Below are 26829 nucleotides of genomic sequence, written 5' to 3' on the forward strand. Positions count from 1 at the left end.
GGAATCACTTCGGAGCGAGGCGGGTAGCGCCGTCCAGGCGGATGGTCTCGCCGTTGAGGTAGGTGTTGCCGAGGATGAAGCCGACCAGGCTGGCGAAGTCTTCCGGCTTGCCCAGGCGCGACGGGAACGGAATCGAGGCGGCCAGCGACTGCTGCACGGCTTCGGGCATGCCGTCGACCATCGGCGTCCAGAACACGCCCGGAGCAATCGTATTGACGCGGATGCCGAAGCGCGACAGTTCGCGTGCCATCGGCAGCGTCATCGAGACCACGCCACCCTTGCTGGCGGCATACGCGGCCTGGCCGATCTGGCCTTCATAGGCGGCGATGCTGGCGGTGTTGATGATCACGCCGCGCTCGCCGTCAGTGCCCGCTTCGTTGTGCTGCATGCGGTTGGCCGCGGCCTTGGCCACGTTGAAGCTGCCGACCAGGTTCACCATCACCGTGCCCTGGAAGCCGGCCAGCGGCATCGGGCCTTCCTTGCCCAGCACGCGGCCGGCGCCCAGGATGCCGGCGCAGTTCATCGCCACGTTCAGGCCGCCGAGGAAATCGTGGGCCTGGTCGATGGCCGCGGTCACCGCCGCCTCATCGCTGACGTTGACGTTGAAATAGCGGGCCTTGTCGGCACCCAGCCCGGCAATGGCGGCAGCGCCCTTGTCGTCGTTGAGGTCGAACAGGGCCACCTTGCCGCCCTGGGCGACGAGGTGCTGGGCCACGGCCAGGCCGAGGCCGGAGACGCCGCCAGTGATCACGGCACGTACGGAAGACAGCTGCATTGAACGGTCCTGCAGGTTCGAGAACCGCCGATTCTAACGGAAGCCGCGACCGCCGCTGTTGTGCACTGCGCCGCCTTTGCGGGGCGGCGCAGCGCGGCGGTCAACCGGCGGCGGCCAGCGCCTGCCCGGTGCGGCTGGCGGTGGCGCGGCCGAGCAGGCCGGCCAGCCAGCGGCCGGTCTCGGCCAGTGCCGGCAGGTCCACGCCGCTGTCCAGGCCGAGGCCCTGCAGCAGGTAGACCACGTCTTCGCTGGCGACGTTGCCGCTGGCGCCCTTGGCATACGGGCAGCCACCGGCACCCGACACCGCACTGTCGACCACGCGCACGCCTGCTTCCAGGCAGGTGGCGATGTTGGCGATGGCCTGGCCGTAGGTGTCGTGGAAGTGCACGGCCAGTGCTTCCATCGGAATCTCGGCAGCGACCGCCTGCAGCATCGCCCGTGCCTTGCGTGGGGTGCCGACGCCGATGGTGTCGCCCAGCGAGATTTCGTAACAGCCCATCTGGTGCAGGGCGCGTGCAACGCGCACCACATCAGCCAGCGGCACTTCGCCCTGGTAGGGGCAGCCGAGCACGGTGGAGACGTAGCCGCGCACGCGCACGCCATCGGCGGCGGCACGGCGCAGGATCGGCTCGAAGCGCGCCAGCGATTCATCGATGCCGGCATTGGTATTGGTGCGGTTGAACGCCTCGGACGCGGCGGTGAACACCGCCACTTCCTCCGCGCCCACCGCACGGGCGTGGTCGTAGCCTTGTTCGTTCGGCACCAGTACCGGGTAGTGGATGCCGGGCCGGCGCTGGATGCCGGCGTAGACCTCGGCGGCATCGGCCAGCTGCGGGATCCACTTCGGGCTGACGAAGCTGGTCGCCTCGATGCTGCGCAGCCCGGTGGCCGACAGACGGTTGATCAGTTCGATCTTGTCGCCGGTGGAGACCGACTGCTTCTCGTTCTGCAGGCCGTCACGCGGCCCGACCTCGACGATGCGGACGTAGTCGCTCATGCGGTTGCCCCATTGGCAGGGCGGTGGCAGACCGCCTCGATGTTGTTGCCATCCGGGTCCAGCACGAAGGCGCCGTAGTAGTCCGGGTGATACCACGAGCGCAGGCCCGGGGCGCCGTTGTCGCGGCCACCGGCGGCGAGGGCGGCGGCATGGAAGGCGTCCACCTGGTCGCGGCTGGCGCAGGCGAAGGCCACATGCACGCCATGGCTGGCGGTGCCGCCATTGCCAAGCCAGAAGAACGGCTTGCCGTCGCTGCCGAAGCCGATGTGGTCATGCGCGCCGGTCTGTTCGGCGGTCACTTCCATCACCACGCCGATCTGCAGTGGCGCCAGTGCCTGCAGGAAGAAGGCCTTGCTGCGCGCCAGGTCGGCGCTGGTCAAACCAAGATGATCGAGCATGTTCAGGCTTCCGTGACCCAATGGGGGGCGCGCTTGTCGAGGAAGGCGCCCAGGCCTTCCTGGCCCTCGGCCGACACCCGCAGGCGCGCGATCAGGGCGGCATTATCGCGATCCAGGGTGTCGCGGTCATGGCTGTCGCGGACCTGGCGGACCAGTTGCTTGGCGGTGGACGAGGCGATCGGGCCGGCCTTGTCGAGCAGGGCCAGCTGGCGTTGCACGGCCTCGTCCAGGCGTTCGGGCTCGACCAGCTGGTGGACCAGGCCGATGCGCAGCGCGGTGTCGGCGTCGAAATGCTCGCCGGTGGCGAACCAGCGACGGGCCTGGCGCGGGCCGATGGCTTCGATCACATAGGGCGAGATCACCGCCGGCAGCAGGCCGAGGCGGCTTTCGGTCAAGCCGAAGCGGGCCGAGGTGCTGGCGATGGCGATGTCGCAGCAGGCGACCAGGCCGACGCCGCCGCCGAAGGCCGCGCCATGGACCCGGGCCAGGGTCGGCTTGGGCAGCTCGTCCAGGGTGCGCATCAGCCGGGCCAGGGCCAGCGAGTCCTCGCGGTTATCGGCTTCGCTGGCCGCCGCCATGCCGCGCATCCACTGCATGTCGGCACCGGCCGAGAAGGAGGCGCCGTGGCCGGCCAGCACCACCGCGCGCACCGAAGCATCGTGGCCGGCGGCCTCCAGTGCGGCGGTCAGCCGGGCGATCAGCCCGGCGTCAAAGGCGTTGTGCAGCTCCGGCCGGTTCAGCCAGAGGGTGAGGACGGCGCCGCTGCGCTCGATCTGCAAAGCATCGTTCATGGGATTCCAGGGTCACTCCATACCTGTATGGATCATAGCGGGCCATTGGTCATGGGCCATGACGCGACGCGGGAATGTTAGAATCGAGAACCATTTACATCCAGCAGAGAACACGCTAGATGACGCTGTCCGAACTGCCGCTGCACACCTCGGCCGTGGTCGAGTCCGTGCAGGACCTGCATGCCAACGATGCCATCGCCCGTCGCCTGCGCGAGCTGGGTTTCGTGAAGGGCGAGGAAGTGCGCCTGGTGGCCAAGGGTCCGGTGGGGGGAGAGCCGCTGCTGGTGCAGGTCGGGTTCACCCGTTTCGCGCTGCGGATCAGTGAAGCCAAGCGGGTCGTGGTCGACGCCGCCAGCCAGGAACGACGCGCATGACTGCTACTGCCACTACCGCCCCCCTGCGCGTTGCGCTGGTTGGTAACCCCAACAGCGGCAAGACCGCACTGTTCAACCAGCTGACCGGCAGCCGGCAGAAGGTTGCCAACTACACCGGCGTCACCGTCGAGCGCAAGGAAGGCCGTCTGCGTGCGCCGTCCGGCCGCGAGTTCGCGGTACTCGACCTTCCGGGCGCCTACAGCCTGCATCCGGCCAGCCTGGACGAGGCGATCACCCGTGACCTGTGCCGGGGCTTCTACCCGGGCGAAGCTGCGCCGGATGTGCTGCTGTGCGTGATCGACGCCACCAACCTGCGCCTGCACCTGCGCTTCGCGCTGGAACTGCGCGAGCTGGGCAAGCCGATGGTGGTGGCGCTGAACATGGTTGATGCGGCCCAGCGCCGTGGCATCCAGGTGGACGTGGCCGCGCTGGAGCGCGAGCTGGGCGTGCCGGTAGTGGAGACCGTGGCGGTGCGCAAGCAGGGCGCCAAGGCTCTGGTCGAACGCCTGGATGCGATGGTCCCGCACCTGGATGCACCGGTGCCGGGCCCGGAAGGTGGGCTCGATTACCACGCCAAGGTGCGCGAGATCCTGTCGGTGGCCGTGCGCATGCCGGCGCGGACCGCGAAGATCGACGACGCGCTGGACCGCTGGCTGCTGCACCCGGTGTTCGGGCTGATCAGCCTGGCGGTGGTGATGTTCCTGATCTTCCAGGCGGTGTACGCCTGGGCGACGCCGCTGATGGACGCCATCGAGGCCGGTTTCGCCTGGCTCGGCGCCTTCGTCGGCAGCGTGCTGCCGGAAGGCCCGCTGGCCAGCCTGCTGACCGACGGCATCATCGCCGGTGTCGGTGGCGTGGTGGTGTTCCTGCCGCAGATCCTGATCCTGTTCTTCTTCATCCTGGTGCTGGAGGAATCCGGCTACCTGCCGCGTGCGGCGTTCCTGCTCGACCGCATGATGGCCGCCGCCGGGCTGTCCGGCCGCTCGTTCATCCCGCTGCTGTCCAGCTTCGCCTGCGCGGTGCCGGGCATCATGTCCACGCGCAGCATCCAGGACCCGCGTGACCGCCTGGCCACGATCCTGGTGGCGCCGCTGATGACCTGTTCCGCACGCCTGCCGGTGTACGCGCTGCTGATCGGTGCGTTCATTCCGCAGAAGACGGTATGGGGCGTGTTCAACCAGCAGGGCCTGGTGCTGTTCGGCCTGTACGCGGCCGGCATCCTCAGCGCGCTGGCGATGTCGTGGATCATGAAGAAGTGGCGCCGCGACAAGAGCGAGCATCCGCTGATGCTGGAACTGCCGTCGTACCGCCTGCCGCACGTGCGTGACCTGGCGGTCGGCCTGTACGAGCGCGGCATGATCTTCCTCAAGCGCGTTGGCGGCATCATCCTGGCGCTGACCATCCTGCTGTGGGTGCTGTTGTCGTTCCCGGCAGCACCGGCGGGGGCCACCATGCCCGCGATCGATTACAGCTACGCCGGCCAGATCGGCCATGCAATGGCTGTGTTCTTCGCGCCGCTGGGCTTCAACTGGCAGATCTGCATCGCGCTGATCCCGGGCCTGGCCGCGCGTGAGGTGGCGGTGTCTTCGCTGGCCACCGTGTATGCGCTGTCGGCAGCCGATGACGATGCCGCCAGCCAGGCACTGACCCCGCTGATCAGCGATGGCTGGTCGCTGGCCACCGCACTGTCGCTGCTGGTCTGGTACATCTACGCCCCGATGTGCATCTCGACGCTGGCCACCATCAAGCGCGAGACCAACTCATGGAAACAGATGGGCTTCGCTGCGTTCTACCTGTTCGCGGCGGCCTACGTGGCCGCGCTGATCACCTACCAGGTGACCAGGGCGCTGGGAGGCGGCTGATGGATGCCGGGCTGCTGATCCAGTACCTGATCATCGCGGTGGCCGTGCTGGTCAGTGCCTGGGTGGTGCTGAAGAAGCAGTTCCCCGGTACCGTGCGCAAGCTGCGCGGGGCGTTGGCGCTGGCCCTGCTGAAGCCCGGTCGCGCCGCCTGGCTGCAGGCGCTGGGGCGGAAGGTCGCGCCACCGGCGAGCGGAAGTGGCGGTGCCTGTGGCGGTTGCGACAGTTGCGGGCCGACTCCGCCGAAGCGGCACTGACGCTGCTTCTCCTGCGCTGGTGGGTGCGAACCTTGGTTCGCACGCTTCCGGGGTTCAGACCTCTCTGCGGATGATCGCCCGGAAGCGTCCATCCCGATTCAATCGCCGCACCGATTCCCGGTTCCCATGGGTTGCCGCGAAGCCGGCCACGTCGGCAAGGGCATCGAGCAGCAGGCCTTTCAGTCCGTCGCGGTTACCAGCCTGCAGCAGGTCTTCAAGATCCTGCTGGATGAAGGCCCGGCGCAGGCCTGGTGTCTCTTCAATCCGCCAGTCGACGTGGGGCGTGGGAATGCTGGAGCGGTACCTGAAAGCCGTTTCAAGATCGTCAGGTGCGAGGGGATGCTTGAGCAGCTCTGGAAAGTAGAGTCCAGCATTCACATAGAAACCCCGGCTTTCGCTGGCACGCTGGTGATTCACGACAAGGAGGGCGTCATCCAGCAAGCGGTAGCGGGTAGTCGTGGTCCCGGCAAAGCCGGTCTTCCTGGCGCACTTGCTGAAGACAGTCGAGGATTTCATGGGCTTTGCCCGGGCCGGAACAGGGGGCCACAGCCTTGAGGTGCGGTGCCTGGCGGTCAATTGGCAAACGCGACACGCGGAACACTGGCCAGCATTTCATCCACGCATGGCGTGGATCTACCAGGCGCGTGAGCCCAGGTCCGCCGCCAGCGCCAGCCACTTGCTGCGTTGTGCCGGTGTACTGCTGCGTACGGCGCCAAGGCGGCTGACACGCACCGGGTGGATGCCGCAGAACTGCAGGATGGTGGCGCGGATCTGGGCGACGCCCGGGTCGCGGTAGATCCAGCGGTAGTACCAGGGCGGCGTATCCAGCGTGGTGATCACCCGCGCGCTGCGCCCGGCCAGCAGCCGGTCCCACCACACCGAATCGCGCCGGTAGCGGAAGGCGTACCCCGGCAGCAGCACGCGATCGAAGAAGCCCTTCAGCAGTGCCGGCATCGCGCCCCACCAGGTGGGGTAGACCAGCACCAGGTGATCGCAGGCCTCGATCGCTTCCGCGGCGTCCTGCAGGTCGGCTTCCAGCGGCTGGATCTGACGGTAGCCGTGGCGCAGTACCGGGTCGAACTGGAGGTCACCCAGCGCGATCAGGCGCACCCGGTGGCCAGCATTCTCGGCGGCGGTGGCATAGCGCTGGGCGAGGGCGCCGCACAGGCTGTCACGGTCAGGATGGCCCAGCAGGATCAGGATGGAACGGGACACGGCAACCTCGCGCAATGGAAAGTGCGCGAGGTTGGGGTCTGCCCCAGGGGCAGAGTCAAACCGGGGTGGTGCAGCCGCTGGGTTCCAGGATGCAGTCGCCGCTGCCGGAGTGCAGCCACTGCTGCAGTTCGTCGCTGACCAGCTGCAGGTCGCGCTCGACCTGTGCCAGCCGCATCCGCTCGTCGGCAATGCGGCCGCGCTGCTCCTCCAGCAAGGCCAGTACCGCTGGCCAGTCGAGCCGTCCATCGCGGCCCTGCAGGCGTGAGATCGCGGCCAGGGTGATGCCCAGCCCCAGTGCCTGGCGGATCAGCTGCACCCAGGCCACGTCCTGTTCGCTGTAGTCGCGATAGCGGTTCAGGCGTGGCACCGGCGGCAGCAGTCCGCGCGCCTCGTACAGGCGGATGGCCTTGGCACTGGCGCCGGTCAGGCGGCTGACTTCGGAGATGCGCATCGACTCAGTCCCGCACCAGCCCGCCATCGACCACCAGGTTCTGACCGGTCACCGCGCGCGACCAGGGGCTGGCGAAGAACAGCGCGGCATCGGCGAACTCGGCCGGCGTGGTGACGCTGCGCAGTGGCGTGTTGGCGGCGATGTAGTCGAACACTGCTTCCGGGGTGGCGGCGCTGGCATCGGTGGTGCGCAGCAGGCCGCCCGACAACATGTTCACGGTGATGCCATGCGGGCCGAGGTCGCCGGCCAGGGTACGGGTCAGCGACAGCAGTGCGGCCTTGGCGGCGGTGTAGTCGTGATAGGGCACCACCGGATTCTGGAACAGGTTGGTGCCGATGTTGATCACCCGACCGAAGCGACGGGCCTGCATGCCGGGCAGGGCGGCCTGCACGGTGTTCAGCGCGCCGCGCACGCTGCCCTCGAACTGCGCCTGGAACGCCGGCCAGCCGATGTCGGCGGCGCCGTCGCGGGCATCACCATTGAACGAGAACGCTGCCAGTGCGTTGTTGACTACGGTGGTGACGCCCTGGCCGAAGTGGGCGAGGGCGTGCTGCAGCATTGCATCGACCTCGGCGCGCTCAGTGACATCGGCCGGCAGCGCGATCGCCTGTCCGCCCAGCTCGGCAGCCAGAGCACGTGCAGCGCCTTCGCTTCGGTGGTAGTTGATGATGACGCGCGCGCCCTGCGCGGCGAAGGCGCGGGCGATGTGCTGGCCAAGTCCGCGCCCGGCACCGGTGACAAGCACCAGCTGTTCACTGATCTGCATGAGGGAACTGCCATCCATTGCATGAAAGGGCATGCAGCGTAGCAGCGATGGCGCTTGCCGGAGCGGGCGTGCTGCCGCTAGCCTGCAGGCATGAACCAGACTCCCCTGCGATTGCTCATCCACGGTGCCTCCGGGCGCATGGGCCAGGCCCTGCTGCGGCTGGCCGCCGAACATCCCGAAACCCTGCAGATCGCCGCTGCGGTGACGGGTCGTGCGCCGGCCCAGCGCGTGGTCGATGGCGTACCGTTCTTCGCGGCCAGCGAGCTGCCCGGTGCGCCGGCATTCGACGTGGCGATCGACTTCAGCCTGCCGGAGGGTTTCGACCCGATGCTGGCACTGTGCGTGGAACGTGGTGCGGGGCTGGTCTCGGGCACTACCGGCATCTCCAGCACGCAGCGCCAGGCGCTGGAGGCGGCGGCGGCGAGGATCCCGCTGGTCTGGGCCTCGAACTTCAGCCTGGGCGTGGCGGTGCTGGACGAGCTGGTCGAGCGCGCGGCGCAGGCGCTGGCCGGCTGGGACTGTGACATCGTCGAATCGCACCACACCCAGAAGAAGGACGCGCCGTCGGGCACTGCACTGACCCTGGGCGCGGCCGCGCAGCGGGGCGGGGCAGAGCCGCACTACGCCAGCCTGCGTGCCGGTGACATCGTGGGCGAGCACCTGGTGCAGTTCACCGGTCTGGGCGAGCGCATCGAGCTGGTGCATCGGGCCACCAACCGCGACATTTTCGCCCGCGGCGCCCTGTTCGCCGCCCGCCAGCTGCAGGGCCGCGCCCCGGGCAGCTACCGGGTACGGGACCTGCTGCAGTAAGGCGGGCTGATTCCTGGGGTCGGATCCCTTTCCTGCGGAAAGGGCTCTGACCCCATCCGAGGGCGCCTGGGGTCAGAGCCTTTCCGATTCGGGAAAGGATCCGACCCCACCTCCGGCCCGCATACGCCGCCGGATTGAAATGAATGCGCAATCGCCCGTTCATGAAGCGCGATAACCGCTGGCGCGAGCGCCCCGGCAGCGCTACAATTCGCACTCGCCGAATCACGAAAGCCGGACCGGTCCCAGACCGCACGTCCGCGCTTTTTTGCAACCGGATTTCCGTGAAGCGCAGGCGTGACTTCGGCAGCCCCCTCGGTAGCCAAAGTGAGATTCCCGTGACCCAAGCCGCAATCCTCGTCCTCGAAGACGGCACCGTATTCGAGGGCGAATCCGTAGGCGCGCCCGGCCTGTCCGTCGGTGAGGTGGTGTTCAACACCGCCATGACCGGCTACCAGGAAGTGCTGACCGACCCGTCCTACGCCCGGCAGATGGTCACGCTGACCTATCCGCATATCGGCAACACCGGCATGACCGACCAGGACAATGAAGCGTCCAAGGTGTGGTCGGCCGGCCTGATCGTGCGCGATGTTCCGCGTCGCCCCAGCAACTGGCGCAGCCAGGTGTCGCTGCAGGACTGGCTGATCCAGCGTGGCGTGGTTGCCATCGCCGGCATCGACACCCGCAAGCTGACCCGCATCCTGCGCGAGAAGGGCGCGCAGAACGGTGCGCTGATGGCCGGCGACATCGACGTGGAAAAGGCACTGGAAGCCGCCCGCAAGTTCCCGGGGCTGAAGGGCATGGATCTGGCCAAGGTCGTCACTACCGAGAAGACCTACACCTGGACCGAGGGCCAGCTGGACCTGGATGCCAATGCCTTCGTCAGCGTGCCGGCCAAGTACAAGGTCGTGGCCTACGATTTCGGCGTGAAGACCAACATCCTGCGCATGCTGGCCGAGCGCGGCTGCGAAGTGACCGTGGTGCCGGCACAGACCCCGGCCGCCGAAGTGCTGGCGCTGAAGCCGGATGGCGTGTTCCTGTCCAACGGCCCGGGTGACCCGGAACCGTGCGACTACGCCATCGAAGCGATCAAGACCTTCATCGACGTGAAGATCCCGACCTTCGGCATCTGCCTTGGCCACCAGCTGCTGGGCCTGGCCTCGGGCGCGCAGACCATGAAGATGGGCCACGGCCACCACGGTGCCAACCACCCGGTGCAGGACCTGGACAGCGGCCGGGTGATGATCACCTCGCAGAACCACGGCTTCGCGATCGATGAAGCGACCCTGCCGCCGACCCTGCGCGTGACCCACCGCTCGCTGTTCGATGGCACCAACCAGGGCGTGGCCCGCACCGACGTGCCGGCGTTCTCGTTCCAGGGCCATCCGGAAGCGTCGCCGGGCCCGACCGATGTCGGCCCGCTGTTCGACCGCTTCGTGGTGCTGATGGAGCAGGCCAAGGCGTGATCAGTACGCCGCCGGCCCCCCGGTGGCGTCGCGATGGACCGTAAACCCCGCATCGCTGCTGCCCCTGGCGCGGCGCTGCGGTTCAAGATTCCTGATCGACAGCGTGCGATCACTCCCCCTTGTCACGCTGTACTGACTTAGAGAAGAAAATGCCCAAGCGCACTGACCTCAAGACCATCCTCATCATCGGTGCTGGCCCGATCGTCATCGGCCAGGCCTGCGAGTTCGACTACTCCGGCGCCCAGGCCTGCAAGGCCCTGCGTGACGAGGGTTACCGCGTGGTGCTGGTCAACAGCAACCCGGCCACGATCATGACCGACCCGGAGATGGCCGACGCCGTCTACATCGAGCCGATCAACTGGCAGACGGTCGAGAAGATCATCGCCAAGGAAAAGCCCGATGCGCTGCTGCCGACCATGGGTGGCCAGACCGCGCTGAACTGCGCGCTGGACCTGGCCGACAACGGCGTGCTGGAGAAGTACAACGTCGAACTGATCGGCGCCAAGCGCGAAGCGATCCGCATGGCCGAAGACCGCGAGCTGTTCCGCGTGGCCATGGGTGAGATCGGCCTGGAATGCCCGACCGCCGCCGTCGCCCACACCCTGGACGAAGCGCTGGAGATCCAGACCCGCGTTGGCTACCCGACCATCATCCGCCCCAGCTTCACCCTGGGCGGCAGCGGTGGCGGCATCGCGTACAACCGCGAAGAGCTGGTCGAGATCGTCAGCCGTGGCCTGGAACTGTCGCCGACCACCGAAGTGCTGGTGGAAGAGTCGGTGCTGGGCTGGAAGGAGTTCGAGATGGAAGTGGTCCGCGATACCGCGGACAACTGCATCATCGTCTGCTCGATCGAAAACCTCGACCCGATGGGCGTGCACACCGGTGACTCGATCACCGTGGCCCCGGCGCAGACCCTGACCGACAAGGAATACCAGCGCCTGCGCGATGCCTCCATCGCCGTGCTGCGCAAGATCGGCGTCGATACCGGTGGCTCGAACGTGCAGTTCGGCATCAACCCGAAGACCGGCCGCGTGGTCGTCATCGAGATGAATCCGCGCGTGTCGCGTTCCTCGGCGCTGGCCTCCAAGGCCACCGGCTTCCCGATCGCCAAGGTCGCCGCCAAGCTCGCCGTGGGTTACACCCTGGACGAACTGAAGAACGAGATCACCGGCGGCCTGACCCCGGCCTCGTTCGAGCCGTCCATCGATTACGTCGTCACCAAGATCCCGCGCTTCGCCTTCGAGAAGTTCCCGGCCGCCGACGCCCGCCTGACCACCCAGATGAAGTCGGTGGGTGAGGTGATGGCGATGGGCCGCACCTTCCAGGAGTCGGTGCAGAAGGCCCTGCGTGGCCTGGAAACCGGCAAGGTCGGCTTCGACCCGACCGGCCTGGACCTGGGCAACGAAGACGACCTGCAGACCCTGCGCCGCGAACTGAAGGCACCGGGTCCGGAGCGCCTGTTCTTCGTCGCCGATGCATTCCGCGCCGGCATGAGCGTGGAAGAGATCTACGCGCTGTCGTTCATCGATCACTGGTTCCTGGACCAGATCGAGGAAATCATCGCTGCCGAAGCTGACGTCGCCGCGGGTGGCATCGACGCGCTGGACGCTGCACGCCTGCGCAAGCTGAAGCGCGCCGGCTTCTCCGACGCCCGCCTGGCGCAGCTGACCGGCACCAACGAAGCCGCCATCCGCGCGCTGCGTCGTGCGCACAAGGTGCGCCCGGTCTACAAGCGCGTGGACTCCTGTGCCGGTGAATTCTCCACCGGTACCGCCTACCTCTACTCGACCTACGAGGACGAGTGCGAGGCCGCGCCGAGCAACCGCGACAAGATCATGATCCTGGGCGGTGGCCCGAACCGCATCGGCCAGGGCATCGAGTTCGACTACTGCTGCGTGCACGCGGCACTGGCGCTGCGCGAGGATGGCTATGAAACCATCATGGTCAACTGCAACCCGGAAACCGTGTCGACCGACTACGACACCTCCGATCGCCTGTACTTCGAACCGCTGACCCTGGAAGACGTGCTGGAAATCGTCGAGCTGGAACAGCCGAAGGGCGTGATCGTGCAGTACGGCGGCCAGACCCCGCTGAAGCTGGCGCGCGCGCTGGAAGCCAACGGCGTGCCGGTGATCGGTACCAGCCCGGATTCGATCGACCTGGCCGAGGACCGCGAGCGCTTCCAGCAGCTGGTCGACAAGCTGGGCCTGAAGCAGCCGCCGAACCGCATCGCCCGCAACGACCAGGAAGCGCTGCTGCTGGCCCGCGAGATCGGCTACCCGCTGGTGGTGCGCCCGAGCTACGTGCTGGGCGGCCGTGCGATGGAAATCGTCTACGGCGAAGCCGACCTGGCCCGCTACGTGCGCGACGCGGTGAAGGTGTCCAACGATTCGCCGGTGCTGCTGGACCGCTTTCTCGACAACGCCGTGGAGTGCGACGTCGACATCATCGCCGACAAGGAGGGCAACGTCCTGATCGGTGGCGTGATGGAGCACATCGAAGAAGCCGGCGTGCACTCGGGCGATTCCTCCTGCTCGCTGCCGCCGTACTCGCTGTCGGCTGAAACCCAGGCCGAACTGCGCCGCCAGGTGGTGGAGCTGGCCAAGGCCCTGAACGTGGTGGGCCTGATGAACACCCAGTTCGCGATCCAGACCAGCGATGAAGGTGCCGACACCATCTACCTGCTGGAAGTGAACCCGCGTGCCTCGCGCACCGTGCCGTTCGTGTCCAAGGCCACCGGCATGCCGCTGGCCAAGATCGCGGCGCGCTGCATGGCCGGCAAGAGCCTGGCCGAGCAGGGCGCGACCAAGGAAATCGTGCCGGACTATTACTCGGTGAAGGAAGCGATCTTCCCGTTCGCCAAGTTCCAGGGCGTCGACCCGATCCTCGGGCCGGAGATGCGCTCCACCGGTGAGGTGATGGGCGTGGGCCGCAGCTTCAACGCCGCCTTCGCGCGTGCGCAGGAAGCCGGTGGCATCAAGGCACCGCCGGTCGGCAAGGCCTTCGTTTCGGTCCGCGATCCGGACAAGAAGCGCGTGCTGCCGGTGGCCAAGGCGCTGCTGGCGCGTGGCTACAGCCTGGTCGCGACCCGTGGCACCGCCGCGTGGCTGCAGCAGCACGGCATGGACTGCGAGATCATCAACAAGGTGGTCGAAGGCCGTCCGCACATCGTCGACTCGATCAAGAACGGCGAGATCGTCTACATCGTCAACACGACCGAAGGTCGTTCGGCGATCAACGACTCGTTCTCGATCCGTCGCGAGGCGCTGCAGCATCGCGTCACCTACTCGACCACCATTGCCGGCGCCAAGGCGCTGGTGGATTCACTGGAATTCCGCGGCACCGGCCCCGTCTGGTCGCTGCAGGAGCTGCACAAGGAGTTGAATGCATGAGAGCCCCCATCACGATGAAGGGCGCGCAGAAGCTGCGCGACGAACTGGATCACCTGAAGTCGGTCAAGCGCCCCAAGGTGATCGCCGCCATCGCCGAAGCGCGTGAGCATGGCGACCTGAAGGAGAATGCCGAGTACCACGCCGCGCGCGAGGAACAGGGCTTCATCGAAGGCCGCATCAAGCAGCTCGAAGGCGAGCTGTCGCACGCCGAGATCATCGACGTGAGCAAGCTCAATGCCGGCTCCAAGGTGGTGTTCGGCGCCAGCGTGACGCTGGCCGACGTGGAAACCGACGAAGAGAAGAAGTACCAGATCGTCGGTGACCTGGAGGCGGACATCAAGCAGGGCCTGATCGCGATTTCCTCGCCGGTGGCGCGCGCGATGATCGGCAAGCTGGAAGGTGATTCGATCGTGATCGACGCCCCGGCCGGCCAGCGCGAGTACGAGATCGTCAGCGTCAGCTACGTGGACTGACCCGGTGGCAACGGCGACCCTGCTGTTGCCGGCACGCAGCCGCTTTGCCGCGGCTGCGCTGCCGGACGATGTGGCGCGCGCGCTTGGCCGCGCCACGACGGTGCAGGTCGCACCGGGTGAACGCGCGCAGCTGACGCGCCATTTCACGGTCGCCGCGCCGCAATGGCCGGTGGCCGCGTTGACCCGCCAGCGCGACGTCGGCGATGCCGCTGGCGCCAGCTGGCTGCGTGCCGATCCGGCCTGCATGGTGCCGGACATGCATGGCGCGCGGATGATGGCCTACGGCGAAACGCTGCGACCGACCCTGGCCGACTGCCTGGCCCTGCTGCCGGTGCTGCAGCCGTTGTTCGCCGATGCCGGATTCGTGCTCGACGCACCGGACCCTTCGCGCTGGTACCTGCGCCTGCCGATCGACCTGGCCCTGCCGGACTTCGACAGTCCGGACGAGGTGCTGGGCGATGACCTGTTCTCGCACCTGCCGGAAGGCGAGGTCGGCCGCCGTTGGCGGGCGCTGATGACCGAAGCGCAGGTACTGCTGCACAACCATTCCTGGAACCAGCAGCGCGCCGCGCAGGGACAACAGCCGATCAATTCGCTGTGGTTCTGGGGTGGTGGCGTGATGCCGGTATCGGTCAGCACGCCGCATGCGCAGGTGCGCAGCCGCGATGCGCTGCTGCAGGGCCTGGCTCTTGCGGCTGGCGTAGCCGTGGATGGCGAGCAGGCGGTGGATGCACTGGTTGATCTGCGCCAGCTGCGCTCGCTGCAGCAGCTCGGCAACGATGCGATCCGTCCGCTGCTGGCCGCGCTGAAGCGCGGCGAGCTGCAGCGGCTGGTGCTGGATTTCGAGGACGGCCTGCAGTTCCAGCTGGATCGCGGACAGCGCTGGCAGTTCTGGAAGAAGCCGCGCCAGCTTCACGACTGATCGGGGCCTCGGCCGAGCGGGGTCGGATCCGTTTTCCTAGGGAAAACGGCTCTGACCCCATTTTGTCTATCGATATCTGAAAGATGTGTCGACCAAGGTCGACACCTACCAGCAGCGGCGTGAACCTGTCGAAGGTGGGGCGGTGTCGGATTGCGGGGTGTCAGCCGCATGGATGCGGCTGCCAAGCCTACAGGGACGTACTTGCGGCGTCCCCGCAATCCGACACCGCCCCGCCAACCCACGGACTCCCCGCTGTTGCTGTTGCTTCGGATGTTGCTTCGGCAGGTGCAGGGCGCAGCCCTGCAAACAATCACCTCACCGTGCTGACCACGGTCGGCAGCTGCCAATGCCCTCCCGCCACGCCGCGGCACTGCCCGGTGGTGAACTCGCCGCTCTTCACGAATCGCGCACCATCCCAGGCCCAGTCGTGGCCGGAGAAGCAGTCACCGATGCCGCGCCCACGGAAGCGCCCGCGCAGCGTCGCGTCATCGCGATCAAAGTCCTCCGCGTTGGAGGTCACGAACTTCGCCTGGTACGGCGCCTTGTCCTGCACTACCCAGTAGCCGCTGCTGAAGTTGTAGGCACCCATGAAGCAGCTGGTGCTTGCCAGTACATGCTGGGCGTCCAGTCGCTGGATCTCGATCTCGTCTGTCCCACCCTCGCTCAGGCGGCCGCACTCATCCGGCTTCGGCAGGCTGGCGATCAGTGCCTTGCGCAGGCCCGGTGCGTTCGCCAGTGCCGCGTCCGAGGCGCGCGGTGCCATCAGCGTGCCGCGCATGATCACTGGCACCGGCAACGCCGCAGGCACGCTCGCTTCGGGCTTGTCGCCACGCCGCACCAGCGCACCGGGTGTGCCCAGCCGGCCCTGGGCCTCGTCCATCTTCAGCAGTACGGCCGCTGCACCGCTGTCGGAGATCGGCCACGCCTTGCCCTTGCCGTCGATGATGTCGATGCGTGCGTGGCGCGGCAGCGCGGCGACCAGCGCATCGGTCTGTCCCTGCTGCAGCAGTACTTGATCTCCGTCGCCGGTGTCGCGCACCGGGCCCAGGTCCTTGCCGTTCAGGCGCAGGCGCAGCGCCCCGGTCGGCGTCGCGCTTTCGCCATCCTCGCCGTTGCGCAGCCGCGCGAGCACCTTCGTACCCGGGCCGCCCACGCGTTCCAGCATCAGGCTGAGCAGATTGCCGGGTTGTTCCGGACTGTAGCCGGCGGCGCGGCAGGTGCCGGTGTTGTCACAGGCCAGCGACCAGTCGTTGTGTTGGAACTGCACGCCGGCCTTCGGTTCGGGCGTGGCGGCGTGGGTGGCCGGGGCCAGGGCGAGGCCCAGCAGCGCGGGAAGGAGCGTACGATGCATGCGTTGAAGTCCATTTCCGGGCCGACAAGCATGGAAGATAGGCTGGCAGATTCCAAATGCCAGCGATCGGGGTGGAGCCTCCTGCGGGCAGAGAGATCCGACCCCGCGCTATCATGGGGATGTCTTCCGCAACCCGGCGATGCCGATGTCCCTTGCCGCCGATGCTGCGCAGCCGTCCTCTGATACGCCGATGATCCGCCGCCGCGATGCGGTCGTACCCGGCAGCTGGCCAGACGGCACGCTGCCACTGCTGGCGCGACTCTATGCCAGCCGCGGCGCCGGTACGCCAGAGCTGGCACTGCCGAAGCTGGGCAGCCTCCACGCGCCGGAGCTGCTGACCGGCATCGATGATGCGGTGGGTCTGCTGATCGAGGCCATCGCCAACGACAAGCGCATCCTGGTGGTCGGCGATTTCGATTGCGATGGCGCCACCGCCTGTGCGGTCGGCGTGCGTGGCCTGCGCATGCTCGGCGCGCAACACGTCTTCCACGCGGTGCCGAACCGCATGGTGCACGGCTACGGCCTGTCACCTTCTCTGGTGGAGGAGCTGGCCGCGCTGCAGCCGGACCTGCTGGTCACGGTCGACCACGGCATCGCCTGCCATGCGGGCGTGATCGCGGCCAAGGCGCGGGGCTGGCAGGTGCTGGTCACCGACCATCACCTTCCCGGGCCGCAGCTGCCGCCGGCCGATGTCATCGTCGATCCCAATCTCGACGGTGATGCGTTCCCCAGCAAGTCGCTGGCCGGCGTCGGTGTGATCTTCTACGTGCTGATGGCGCTGCGCCGTCACATGCGCGAGGCCGGCGTCTTCGCCGATGGCAAGGGGCCGGACCTGACCACGCTGCTGGACCTGGTGGCGGTCGGCACCGTCGCCGACCTGGTGGCGCTGGATCCGAACAACCGGGCACTGGTCAGCGCGGGCCTGCGCCGTCTGCGCGCGGGGCAGGGCTGCGTCGGTCTGCGAGCGCTGATCGAAGCCAGCGGCCGTGACGCGGCGCGGCTGACCGCCACCGACATCGGCTTCGCACTCGGCCCACGCCTGAACGCGGCGGGCCGGCTGGAAGACATGGCGCTGGGCATCGCGCTGTTGCTGACCGAAGACCCGCGCCAGGCGCGGGAGATCGCGCAGACGCTGGAGCAGATCAACTCGGAACGGCGCGCCGTCCAGCAGTCGATGACTGACGACGCCGAGCAGGCCTTGACCCGCGTGGTGCTGGACATGGCCGGTCAGCGACCGGTCGCGGCCTGCCTGTTCGATGCCGACTGGCATCCCGGTGTGGTCGGCCTGGTCGCTTCGAAGATGAAGGATCGCCTGCATCGCCCGGTGATCGCCTTTGCCCCGGCCGAACCGGGCGCCGACACCCTGCGTGGCTCGGCGCGCTCCATTCCCGGCCTGCACATCCGTGACGCGCTGGCGTTGGTCGATGCGCGCCATCCGGGCCTGATCGAGCGCTTCGGTGGGCATGCCATGGCGGCCGGGCTGAGCATGCGGCTGGATCACGTCGATGACTTCAAGGCCGCCTTCGTCGCCGTGGTGCTGGAGATGCTCGATCCGGCCGCACTGCAGCAGCAGGTGCTCAGTGACGGCGAACTGGCGGCGGATGAGCTGGACCATCGCCACGCCGATGCGCTGCGCCTGGCCGGGCCGTGGGGCCAGGGTTTCCCCGAGCCACTGTTCGACGGCCACTTCGAAGTGGCCAACTGGCGAGTACTGAAGGAACGCCACCTCAAGCTGGAACTGCGCCTGCCGGGCGTACCCGGCACGATCAACGCCATTCATTTCGGCGGCTGGCACGGCAACGCGCCATCACGTCACGTCCACCTGGCCTACCGACTGGCCTGCGATGACTACCGTGGCGGCAGCGCCATCCAGCTGATCATCGAACACTGCCTGCCCGCCTAAAAAAAGGGGACGGAGGGGATTAAGCCGCTTTTGCCTTGTTTGCCAATTGCGACTTAATCCCCTCCGTCCCCTTTTTGGGGGCCCGCCAACCCCGTTACGGTTGCTGGTGCGTTCAACGATCCACGATCCCACTGGAGTCCTGTCATGGTCTTCGCCCGTTGCTGCACTGTGTTGTTGCTGGCCCTTGCGGCCTGGCCCGCTGGCGCGCAGTCGCCGCCGATCTCCCGGCCGCAGGCCAGCACGCCGTTGCTGATTGCCCCGGCTGCCGAGCAGGCGGTCCAACTGCGACACGCCCGCATCGAAGGCGAGGTCCAGGCCGGCGTTGCCCAGACCCGGATCACCTTGGAATTCCACAACCCGAACCGTCGTGTGCTGGAGGGTGAGCTGCAGTTCCCGCTGGCTGATGGCCAGCAGATCACCGGCTTCGCGCTGGATATCAACGGCGAGATGCGTGACGCGGTGCCGGTGGCCAAGGACCGCGGCCGCCAGGTGTTCGAGGAAATCGCCCGCCGTGGTGTCGATCCGGGCCTGCTGGAACAGACCGCCGGCAACCAGTTCCGCCTGCGCGTCTACCCGCTGCCGGCCGGTGGCAGTCGGCGTGTGCAGCTGGTGATCCGCGAACCGCTGGCCTTCGCCGGCCAAAGCTGGCAGTGGACGCTGCCGCTGCAGTTCGCCGCCGGTGCAGCCTCGGTTGAACTGAAGGTGCATGCTCCCGACGCGGCCACCGCAGGTACTGCGCCATTCCGCATCAGCGCGGGCCAGCTGCAGTGGCAGGGCAAGGGTGCGCAGCTGCCGAAGCAACTCCAGTGGAACCTGCCGGCAGCCCGCCACGCACAGGTGCAGGTGGCGCCCTGGCAGGATGGGCACTACCTGTTGGCACAGCTGCCGGTGGCGGCCAGCAGTACACCCCGCACGTTGCCCAGCGAGATCGGCCTGCTTTGGGACGGCTCCGGTTCGGCGGGGCAGCGCGATCGCACGCGTGAGTTCGCCCTGCTGGATCGCTATTTCGCAGCGCTGGGTGACGGCACCGTGGCCTTGACCGTGCTGCGTGATCGCGCTGAACCGGTGCGTCGCTTCCGCATCCGCGCCGGTAACTGGAACGAGCTGCGCGCAGCACTGCAGGCGGTGCGCCCGGACGGTGCCAGCGCGCTGGCGCAGTGGCAGTCGCAGCCGGGCGTGAAGGAGTACCTGCTGGTCAGCGATGGGCTGTTGACCTACGGGCCGGAACAGCTGCCGGCGATGGCGCCGGATCAACGCCTGTTTGCGGTCAGCAGCGCCGGTGCGCGCACCGATGCCGTGCGACTGCGTGGTTGGACCGAAGCGCGTGGCGGCCGCTTCGTTGCGCTGGGCGAGGATGTTGATGCGGCGGCGCGCGAGCTGCTGTCGTCGCCGCTGGATGTGCAGGTCGATGCAGGGCGCGGCGTGCAGGACGTGGTGATCGATCGTCGCAGTGAAGCCCAGGGCTGGTTGTGGCTGCATGCACGACTGGCGGCCGACAGTGTGCCGATGCGGGTGCGCGTGGGTGGCGGCGAATGGCAGGCGCTGCCCGCCACGCAGAAGAGCAACGACGGAGAACTGCTGGCGGGCTTGTGGGCGCAGGCGCGCCTGCAGCAGCTGGCCGCCGACCGCCGTGGCAACCGCGAGGCGATGCAGCGGCTGTCGCAGCAGTTTGGCCTGGTCGGCCCGGACACCTCGCTGATCGTGCTGGAGACGTTGGAGGACTACCTGCGCTATGCGATCCGCCCTTCGGGCACGCTGCGCGCCGGGTACGACGCCAGGTTTGCAGTGCAGGTAAGAGATCGCGCCGCTGCTGATCGCGAGCGCATGGATGAAGTGGCGGCACGCTGGAAGGAGCGCCAGCAGTGGTGGAGCCGCAGCTGGCCGAAGGGTGTGCCGCCGCAGGCGAAGGGCGGGGCGCTGGAAGTGGCCTCGGCGGGCTACGCGATGGAATCGGCGCCGGTGGCAATGCTCGCCGCGCCGGCCCCTGCGGCACCGCCCGCCCCGGCACCGCTGGCCGCCGCCGCCGAGCAGCGCATGGAAGCCAGCAGCGCGCGTGCACGTCGCTCGGCGCCTGCATCGAACAAGGCCCTGGATTCAATCACGGTCACTGGTGGTCGTGTCGCTGCGCCCGCTGCCGCCAACGAGGGCGAGCTCGGTATCCAGCTGGCGGCCTGGCAGTCGGATTCGGCCATCGCCCGGCGCCTGCGCCAGGGCCCGGCGTCGCAACTGTATGACCGCTACCTGGCCGAGCGCGATGCGCATGCCGACAGCAGCGCGTTCTTCCTCGACGTAGCCGACCTGCTGCTGGAGCAGGGTCAGCGCGACCTGGCACTGCGTGTGCTGTCGAACCTGGCCGAGATGGACCTGGACAACCGGCACCTGCTGCGCGTGCTCGGTTACCGGCTGATGCAGGCTGATGCCCCCGCACTGGCGGTGCCGGTGTTCGAGCAGGTGCTGGCGATGGGCCAGGAAGAGCCGCAGAGCTTCCGCGACTTGGGCCTGGCACTGGCAGCGGCCGGCAAGCCGCAGCAGGCGCTGGCGCCGCTGTACCAGGTGGTGGTGCGGCCGTGGGACAGCCGCTTCGATGGCATCGCCCTGATCGCATTGGATGAACTGACCAACCTGGTGGCCCGCAGCACGCCCCGGCTGGATACCACCAGCATCGACCCGCGCCTGCTGCAGGCAATGCCACTGGACCTGCGCGTGGTGCTGTCGTGGGACGCCGACAACAGCGACATGGACCTGTGGGTGACCGACCCGAACGGCGAGCGCGCCTACTACGGCAACCGCCTGACCTACCAGGGCGGGCAGATGTCGCAGGACTTCACCGGCGGCTATGGTCCCGAGCAGTTCTCGCTACGCAATGCCAAGCCGGGCAAGTACAAGGTGGAGGCGAACTACTTCGGCAGCCGCCAGCAGCTGGTGACCGGGGCGACGACGCTGATGCTGCGCCTGACCACCCACTGGGGCACGTCGAAGCAAAAGGACCAGATGGTCACGATGCGGTTGAAGGATCGCGCCGAAACCGTGCTGGTGGGCGAATTCGAGGTGCGGTAGTGCCGGGCCATGCCCGGCGGCTGCACAGCCGGGGAAGGGCCTGTCCGCGCATGGCGTGGATCTACCGCACGTCTTCGACTGCTGGAAGGCGCTGGCGCGGAATCCACCGCGTCAGCGCCACGCCGCCGCCGAGGATCAACAGCGTGCCCACGGTCTGCCACAGCAGCTCGGTCGCCGGTACCTCCGGCAGCGCCGCAGTTCCGGCAAGCCAGTCGATCAACGGCCGCGCCAGCAGGTAGATCAGCACCACGCCCAACACGCGCAATATCCGCTGCACGATACCCTGCGGGTCCTTCGGCCAGCCACGCCATTGCAGCCACGCCACCAGCAGGCCCAGTGCGAGCAGTCGACCGGCTTCACCCACCGGAACGAAGCGGGTGGTTACCGCCGCCCAGGCCATCAGCACGCCCAGCCCCGGCAGGACCGGCAGCTGCCAACGCTGGTTTGAGCGCATGCCTGGCATCAACTGCCACGCCAGCAACGCAACACCGATGCCGACCAGCCAGCCGGCCAGCACGTCGGCCAGGAAATGCCGGCCCAGGTACATCCGTGACACCGCCATCAGCAGTGGCCAACCGAACGCCAATGCCCAGCGCAGCCAGCGGCGGCGGATGCCGAACGCCAGCAGCAGGCCCACGCCGGCGGCGGTGGCTACGCCGACGTGGCCACTGTTGAAGCCATAGTCGGCATCGGGCTGCGCGCGCAGCATCGCGGTGGCCCGGGAATCAGGCAGGGACCAGAACGTGTGCCCTCCGCCATCGACCACGAACGGATGCGACGGCACCCCTTTGTCCAGCACGCGTGCATCCACGTCCGATGGGCGGGGCAGGGCGGCACCCTGCTTGATCGCGTGGGTGGCGCAGGCCATCATCAGTACCGCCAGCATCACGCACAGGCCGGCGCGCAATCGTGCGCCGAACGCGCAGAGCAGGATCAGCGCGGTGTAGGCCATTTCGTAGCCGAGCAGGCTGATGAACTGCATCAGCGCCAGCATCCAGCCGCCGTCGAAGGTCTGCTGCAGCCACAGGTGCCAGTGGGTCTGGAACATCCGTTGTCCTCATCGCGCCGTGGCGGCGCGTACCGCCGGTGACGATAGCGGATCGGCCTTCAGGCCGAACAGGGGCCGCAGCCAGCGGGAGCGTCGGATCAGCAGTTCGTGGATCAGCATGCAGCCGCCGACGGTGCCGCCCAGCAGTAGCGACGGCTCCAGCCAAGGACCCAGTTGCAACGGCTTGAGCCAGAACAGCAGGGCGATGATCAGGCTCTGGTGCAGCATGTACCAGGGATAGATCGCCTCGGTGCAGTACGGCAGCCAGCGGAACGGGCGGTCGAGGAAGACTTTGCCCCAGCCGAGGATGCTCAGCAGCGCGGTCCAGACGTACAGCGACTGGCTGGCCCGGCCCTGCAGGTCCCAGAACGGTTCGGGCCATTGCCGCAGCGGTGAGTCGGCGGGCAGCACCTGGCCGAGGATGCGCAACCCCAGATACCAGCCAACGGCAGCAAGCGCCAGCCACAGCGTGGTGCGGCGCAGGGCGACCACGCGCTGCCAGAACACCGGCTCACGACCCAGCAGGTAGCCGGCCAGGAATACGGTTGCGTACTTCGCGTGCTGGTACCAGTCGCTGAGCAGGGCATTGGTGGACGGGTAGATCGGCTCCAGCCAGATCACCCAGGCCAGCAGCAGGGCGGACGGAAGGCCGATCAGCAGCATCGGCGATGCTGCGCAGAACGCCACCGCGCGGCGCACCACCGCCGTTCCCAGCAACGGCATCAAAAGGGCCAGGGCCAGCGTGTAGTTCCAGAGATACGCCAGGTACCACAGATGGTTCCAGGTGATGCCGTACTGCCAACCGGCAAAGCTCCCTTCCGGCCACGGCCGCACCTGCCAATAGCGCAGCAGGAAGTGGCCGAAGCCGGGTGCCACGTGGCCGTTGGCTACGCCTTCGCAGTAGGGTTGGATCGGCACGATCACGAACATGCCGAACAGCAGCGGCAGCAGCAGCCGCCAGGTGCGCAGGCCGGCGAAGCGCAGCAACCTGCCTTCCGGCCGCATCAGCGCGATGGCGATACCCGAGATCAGGAACAGCAGCGACATCCGCCAGCGGTTGACGAACAGCATCGGCCACTGCAGCCATTCGGCGGTATGCACGCTCTTGAGGTGAAAGCCCCAGTCGTCCACGTAGGCCATGGCGGTGTGGTAGAGGATCAGCAGGGCGAAGGCGAACACGCGCAGGGCGTCGATGTCGTAGCGTCGGGTCATGGTGGTGGTGTGCCGGAGAGTCGAGCCAAGGTGACGCCGTCCGGTCCGTGCGGCGACCGGCAAGGGGCCGCTGGAACCGACGCAGTGACCAATGGCGGGGGTGGTGGGACCAATGGAGCCGCTACCCTTGGTCCCTTGAGGCAGGCTGGAGCACCGCAACGACATGGATGCAGCAATGACCCAGGGCCGACCACCGCGCTGGCGCATTTCAACCCGACTGCTGGTATGGGCGGCAATCCTGTCGGCCTCGGCGGTGGCCAACGCGTTGGTCGATGTTATGGATGCCAGTCGCCGCGGCGCTGATCTCGGCTTGTGGGAACCCTTGATCTGGGAGTTCAGCAGCCTCGGCCTGATCCTGTTGACCCTGCCGTTGCTGTGGTGGAGCTGTGAGCGCTGGCCGCTGCATGCCGATACCTGGAAGCGGCGGTTGCCGCTGTATCTGCTGGCCAGCGTCGGCTGGTCGTTGCTGCATGTGGTGGGGATGATGCTGCTGCGGCACCTGGCCTACGCGTCGCTGGGCTACCGCTACCAGGATGATGCCGGCTGGTTGGAGCGTTTTGCGTATGAATACCTGAAGGATGTGCGCACGTTCGCGATTTTCGTCGCGCTGGAGCACTTCGCCAGCTGGTTCGGCCGGCGCAGGCAGGGCGAGGCGCGCCTGCTGGCCGAGCCCGACGTCGGCCCGCCGGTGGAACCGGTCGAGCGCCCCCAGCACTTCCTGGTGCGCAAGCTGGGCAAGGAGTTCCTGGTGGCCACGGCAGACGTGGAGTACGCCCAGGCGGCGGGGAACTACGTGAACTTGCGGGTACGCGGCCACGACTACCCGCTGCGCATCACCATGGCGGTGCTGGAGCAGCGGCTGGACCCGGGCGAGTTCCTGCGCCCGCACCGCAGCTGGCTGATCAATCGCGGCCAGTTGCGCTCGATCGAGCCGCTGGATGGCGGCGAGGCCCTGCTGCACATGGCCGATGGAGCCAAAGTGCCCTGCAGCCGGCGCCAGCTGCCGGTCCTGCGGCAGGCGCTGGGCGGCGCGGGCGCGGGTAGAGTCGACTGTTGGTCGACTATCGCGCGCAGCGCGGGCTCCACCGCAACCTGAATGAAAAGCAGTCGACTGACAGTCGACTCTACAGAGGCGGGTCTACCAGTGGTTGGCTCCCAGCGGCAGGCCTGGTCCCTCATTCCGGGCGCCCCCGGCCTGCGGTATCATTGGCAGTCATCTTTTGAATGCATAACCGCCGACATGATCGAACTGAATCCTGTCCGCCAGCGCATCACCGATCTGACCGATCGCGTGCTGTCGCTTCGGGGGTATCTTTGACTACGACGCCAAGAAAGAGCGTCTTGAAGAAGTAACGCGGGAGCTGGAAAGCCCCGACGTCTGGAACAACGCCGAGTACGCCCAGAACCTGGGCCGCGAACGTTCCAGCCTGGAAAAGACCGTGGGCGGCATCGCCTCGGTGCTGGATGGCCTGAACGACGCCACCGAACTGCTCGAGCTGGCCGAGTCCGAGCAGGACGAGGACACCGCACTGGCGGTGGTCGCCGACCTCGACAAGCACCAGGCGCACGTGGAGAAGCTGGAGTTCCAGCGCATGTTCTCCGGCGAGATGGACAATGCGGCCGCGTTCGTCGACATCCAGGCCGGTGCCGGTGGTACCGAAGCCCAGGACTGGGCCGAGATCCTGCTGCGCATGTACCTGCGCTGGTGTGAATCGCGTGGGTGGAAGACCGAGCTGATGGAAGTCTCCGGCGGCGACGTTGCTGGCATCAAGTCGGCCACGCTGCGCGTGGAAGGCGACTATGCCTATGGCTGGCTGAAGACCGAGACCGGTGTGCACCGCCTGGTGCGCAAGTCGCCGTTCGACTCGGACAACCGCCGCCACACCAGCTTCACCTCGGTGTTCGTGTCGCCGGAAATCGATGACAACATCGACATCACCATCAATCCGGCCGACCTGCGTACCGACGTGTACCGTTCGTCGGGTGCCGGTGGCCAGCACGTCAACAAGACCGAGTCGGCGGTGCGCATCACCCACATCCCGACCAACATCGTCGTGGCCTGCCAGACCGGCCGCAGCCAGCACCAGAACCGCGACAACGCGATGAAGATGCTGGCCGCCAAGCTGTACGAGCTGGAGATCCAGAAGCGCAACGCCGAAAAGGACGCCGTGGAAGCGACCAAGTCCGACATCGGCTGGGGCAGCCAGATCCGCAATTACGTGCTCGACCAGAGCCGCATCAAGGACCTGCGTACCGGCATCGAACGTTCGGATACGCAGAAGGTGCTGGACGGCGATCTGGACGAGTTCGTCGAGGCCAGCCTGAAGGCCGGCCTGGCCGTGGGCTCCAAGCGCGTCGATGCCTGATCGGCGCGCCTGCGCGGATGTCGTCACCCTCGTGCGCAACGCCGAGGGTGGCTGATCACGCTTCCGGTAGAGCCGAGCCCATGCTCGGCTGCTGTTGGCGCAGTAGCAGATGCGTCGAGCATGGCTCGACGCTACAACGGGTACGGCGGTAGCGATGATGCGCAGCGAAAGTGAACGCAAGGAACTCGGCGGCTTCCTCAAGGCGTGCCGCGCCCGTGTCGACCCCGCCACGCTCGGCCTGCCGGCCGGGCGGCGGCGCACCCCGGGCCTGAAGCGCGAGGAAGTGGCGCTGGCGATCGGGGTCAGCGTGAGCTGGTACACCTGGATCGAGCAGGGTCGTGAAGTGCGCGCCTCTCCCGAAGTGCTTGAGCGCCTGGCACAGGTGCTGCGCATGAGCGACGACGAACGCGCCTATGCCTTCGCGCTGTCCGGCTACGGCGTGCCGCTGGAATCACCGGACGAGAGTGTGACCGACGGCCTGCGCCAGCTGGTGGAGGCGATGCAGCCGATCCCGGCGTACGTGCGCAACACCCGCTTCGACATCCTGGCCTGGAACCCGGCCATCGCCGATCTGTTCGTGGACTACAGCCAGCTGGCGCCGCACGAGCGCAATACGCTGCGGCTGATGTTCCTGTACCCGCCGTACCGCACGCTGATCCTCAATTGGGAAGAAATGACCCGCGGCCTGCTGGCAGGCTTCCGCGCGGCGATGGCGCAGGCGCCAGACAAGGCGCCGTTCCTGGCGCTGGTCGAGGACATCTCGGCGCACAGCGAGGAGTTCCGCCAGTGGTGGCCGGAGCACGATGTGCGCCGGTTCGATGAAGGGGCGAAGAAGCTGAACCACCCTACGCGCGGGTTGCTGGACCTGCAGTACGTGGCGCTGGTGCCGGAGAGCCGGCATGACCTTTCCCTGGTGACCTACCTGCCGCGGAAGTAGGGGGGTGTTCGG

24 protein-coding genes are annotated in these 26829 nt (G+C 67.6%); 13 read left to right on the plus strand and 11 right to left on the minus strand.

Annotated elements, in window-relative coordinates:
* Positions 1 to 4 precede the first annotated feature (4 nt).
* The 4 genes from ACSYAO_RS09395 to ACSYAO_RS09410 form a co-directional block, all read right to left on the minus strand.
* On the minus strand, positions 5 to 775 hold the full coding sequence (locus ACSYAO_RS09395; protein ID WP_005409469.1) for an SDR family oxidoreductase: 771 nt from the start codon (positions 773 to 775) through the stop codon (positions 5 to 7).
* Between the two features lie 100 nt (positions 776 to 875).
* On the minus strand, positions 876 to 1772 hold the full coding sequence (locus tag ACSYAO_RS09400; protein WP_076739001.1) for a hydroxymethylglutaryl-CoA lyase: 897 nt from the start codon (positions 1770 to 1772) through the stop codon (positions 876 to 878).
* Positions 1769 to 2170, minus strand: coding sequence for a VOC family protein (locus ACSYAO_RS09405; RefSeq protein WP_043035388.1), 402 nt, complete (start codon positions 2168 to 2170; stop codon positions 1769 to 1771). Before ACSYAO_RS09405 ends, ACSYAO_RS09400 begins: the two co-directional genes overlap by 4 nt.
* 2 nt (positions 2171 to 2172) lie before the next feature.
* Positions 2173 to 2961, minus strand: coding sequence for an enoyl-CoA hydratase/isomerase family protein (locus tag ACSYAO_RS09410; RefSeq protein ID WP_005409472.1), 789 nt, complete (start codon positions 2959 to 2961; stop codon positions 2173 to 2175).
* Between the two features lie 119 nt (positions 2962 to 3080).
* Between ACSYAO_RS09410 and ACSYAO_RS09415 the strand changes: the two genes are divergently transcribed.
* From ACSYAO_RS09415 to ACSYAO_RS09425, 3 genes are read left to right on the plus strand one after another with little or no spacing between them, the layout of a single operon-like run.
* Positions 3081 to 3335, plus strand: a complete 255-nt coding sequence (locus ACSYAO_RS09415) for a FeoA family protein (RefSeq protein WP_005409473.1) — start codon at positions 3081 to 3083, stop codon at positions 3333 to 3335.
* Complete coding sequence (gene feoB, locus ACSYAO_RS09420) at positions 3332 to 5197, plus strand: ferrous iron transport protein B (protein ID WP_049459816.1); 1866 nt, start codon at positions 3332 to 3334, stop codon at positions 5195 to 5197. Before ACSYAO_RS09415 ends, feoB begins: the two co-directional genes overlap by 4 nt.
* Positions 5197 to 5451: a DUF6587 family protein gene (locus ACSYAO_RS09425; protein ID WP_005409475.1), complete on the plus strand. Its 255-nt coding sequence runs from the start codon at positions 5197 to 5199 to the stop codon at positions 5449 to 5451. Before feoB ends, ACSYAO_RS09425 begins: the two co-directional genes overlap by 1 nt.
* A 54-nt stretch (positions 5452 to 5505) precedes the next feature.
* Here the strand turns inward: ACSYAO_RS09425 and ACSYAO_RS09430 are convergent, their stop codons facing one another.
* The 4 genes from ACSYAO_RS09430 to ACSYAO_RS09445 all read right to left on the minus strand — a co-directional run bounded on the left by ACSYAO_RS09430 (position 5506) and on the right by ACSYAO_RS09445 (position 7883).
* A complete protein-coding gene (locus tag ACSYAO_RS09430; protein WP_049459817.1) occupies positions 5506 to 5967 on the minus strand; it encodes a DUF4304 domain-containing protein in 462 nt (153 codons plus the stop codon).
* A 117-nt stretch (positions 5968 to 6084) separates the two neighbouring features.
* Entirely contained in the window at positions 6085 to 6666 is a 582-nt protein-coding gene (locus ACSYAO_RS09435) for an NAD(P)H-dependent oxidoreductase (protein ID WP_005413208.1), read from the minus strand.
* Positions 6667 to 6721: 55 nt separating this feature from the next.
* Complete coding sequence (locus ACSYAO_RS09440) at positions 6722 to 7117, minus strand: MerR family transcriptional regulator (protein ID WP_049459818.1); 396 nt, start codon at positions 7115 to 7117, stop codon at positions 6722 to 6724.
* Between the two features lie 4 nt (positions 7118 to 7121).
* Positions 7122 to 7883, minus strand: coding sequence for a 3-oxoacyl-ACP reductase (locus tag ACSYAO_RS09445; protein ID WP_414486345.1), 762 nt, complete (start codon positions 7881 to 7883; stop codon positions 7122 to 7124).
* A gap of 138 nt (positions 7884 to 8021) precedes the next feature.
* On the opposite strand from ACSYAO_RS09445, the gene ACSYAO_RS09450 reads away from it, so the two are divergent.
* From ACSYAO_RS09450 to ACSYAO_RS09470, 5 genes are all read left to right on the plus strand, one after another.
* Positions 8022 to 8693 carry a 4-hydroxy-tetrahydrodipicolinate reductase gene (locus ACSYAO_RS09450; RefSeq protein WP_032966043.1) on the plus strand — a complete coding sequence of 224 codons (672 nt, stop codon included), beginning with the start codon at positions 8022 to 8024 and terminating at the stop codon, positions 8691 to 8693.
* Positions 8694 to 9028: 335 nt separating this feature from the next.
* Positions 9029 to 10156, plus strand: a complete 1128-nt coding sequence (carA, locus tag ACSYAO_RS09455) for a glutamine-hydrolyzing carbamoyl-phosphate synthase small subunit (RefSeq protein WP_005413213.1) — start codon at positions 9029 to 9031, stop codon at positions 10154 to 10156.
* Positions 10157 to 10305: 149 nt separating this feature from the next.
* Positions 10306 to 13548, plus strand: a complete 3243-nt coding sequence (gene carB / locus ACSYAO_RS09460) for a carbamoyl-phosphate synthase large subunit (protein ID WP_049448962.1) — start codon at positions 10306 to 10308, stop codon at positions 13546 to 13548.
* Positions 13545 to 14021 (plus strand): transcription elongation factor GreA, encoded by a 477-nt coding sequence (greA, locus tag ACSYAO_RS09465; RefSeq protein ID WP_005409483.1) that lies wholly within the window; start codon positions 13545 to 13547, stop codon positions 14019 to 14021. The genes carB and greA overlap by 4 nt, the downstream gene beginning before the upstream one ends.
* Positions 14022 to 14025: 4 nt before the next feature.
* Entirely contained in the window at positions 14026 to 14943 is a 918-nt protein-coding gene (locus ACSYAO_RS09470) for a hypothetical protein (RefSeq protein ID WP_012480070.1), read from the plus strand.
* A gap of 310 nt (positions 14944 to 15253) precedes the next feature.
* On the opposite strand, the gene ACSYAO_RS09475 is transcribed toward ACSYAO_RS09470, so the two are convergent.
* A complete protein-coding gene (locus ACSYAO_RS09475; RefSeq protein ID WP_043035391.1) occupies positions 15254 to 16294 on the minus strand; it encodes a DUF1176 domain-containing protein in 1041 nt (346 codons plus the stop codon).
* A 145-nt stretch (positions 16295 to 16439) separates the two neighbouring features.
* On the opposite strand from ACSYAO_RS09475, the gene recJ reads away from it, so the two are divergent.
* Together recJ and ACSYAO_RS09485 are read left to right on the plus strand one after the other, a co-directional pair.
* On the plus strand, positions 16440 to 18197 hold the full coding sequence (recJ, locus tag ACSYAO_RS09480; RefSeq protein WP_062605963.1) for a single-stranded-DNA-specific exonuclease RecJ: 1758 nt from the start codon (positions 16440 to 16442) through the stop codon (positions 18195 to 18197).
* A 144-nt stretch (positions 18198 to 18341) separates the two neighbouring features.
* Positions 18342 to 21254 carry a VIT domain-containing protein gene (locus ACSYAO_RS09485; protein WP_414574484.1) on the plus strand — a complete coding sequence of 971 codons (2913 nt, stop codon included), beginning with the start codon at positions 18342 to 18344 and terminating at the stop codon, positions 21252 to 21254.
* 61 nt (positions 21255 to 21315) lie between these two features.
* Here ACSYAO_RS09485 and ACSYAO_RS09490 read toward each other — a convergent pair whose 3' ends face one another.
* Both ACSYAO_RS09490 and ACSYAO_RS09495 read right to left on the minus strand, forming a co-directional pair.
* The gene (locus ACSYAO_RS09490) at positions 21316 to 22302 is read right to left on the minus strand and encodes a phosphatase PAP2 family protein (protein WP_049460697.1); all 987 of its coding nucleotides are present in this window, start codon (positions 22300 to 22302) and stop codon (positions 21316 to 21318) included.
* Positions 22303 to 22311: 9 nt separating this feature from the next.
* On the minus strand, positions 22312 to 23514 hold the full coding sequence (locus tag ACSYAO_RS09495; protein WP_049475981.1) for an acyltransferase family protein: 1203 nt from the start codon (positions 23512 to 23514) through the stop codon (positions 22312 to 22314).
* 175 nt (positions 23515 to 23689) lie between these two features.
* On the opposite strand from ACSYAO_RS09495, the gene ACSYAO_RS09500 reads away from it, so the two are divergent.
* The 3 genes from ACSYAO_RS09500 to ACSYAO_RS09510 all read left to right on the plus strand — a co-directional run bounded on the left by ACSYAO_RS09500 (position 23690) and on the right by ACSYAO_RS09510 (position 26817).
* Entirely contained in the window at positions 23690 to 24610 is a 921-nt protein-coding gene (locus ACSYAO_RS09500; protein WP_032966701.1) for a LytTR family DNA-binding domain-containing protein, read from the plus strand.
* A gap of 144 nt (positions 24611 to 24754) precedes the next feature.
* Positions 24755 to 25880, plus strand: a protein-coding gene (gene prfB / locus ACSYAO_RS09505; RefSeq protein ID WP_014037064.1) for a peptide chain release factor 2 whose coding sequence is annotated in 2 segments (ribosomal slippage) — positions 24755 to 24829 and positions 24831 to 25880 — 1125 coding nt in all. Because the reading frame shifts where the segments join, the coding sequence is not laid out codon by codon here.
* 154 nt (positions 25881 to 26034) lie between these two features.
* Complete coding sequence (locus ACSYAO_RS09510; protein WP_005409491.1) at positions 26035 to 26817, plus strand: helix-turn-helix transcriptional regulator; 783 nt, start codon at positions 26035 to 26037, stop codon at positions 26815 to 26817.
* Positions 26818 to 26829 lie beyond the last annotated feature (12 nt).

Origin of the sequence: Stenotrophomonas sp. STK16_22 (assembly GCF_051984505.1) — a bacterium.
Classification (GTDB): domain Bacteria; phylum Pseudomonadota; class Gammaproteobacteria; order Xanthomonadales; family Xanthomonadaceae; genus Stenotrophomonas; species Stenotrophomonas maltophilia_A.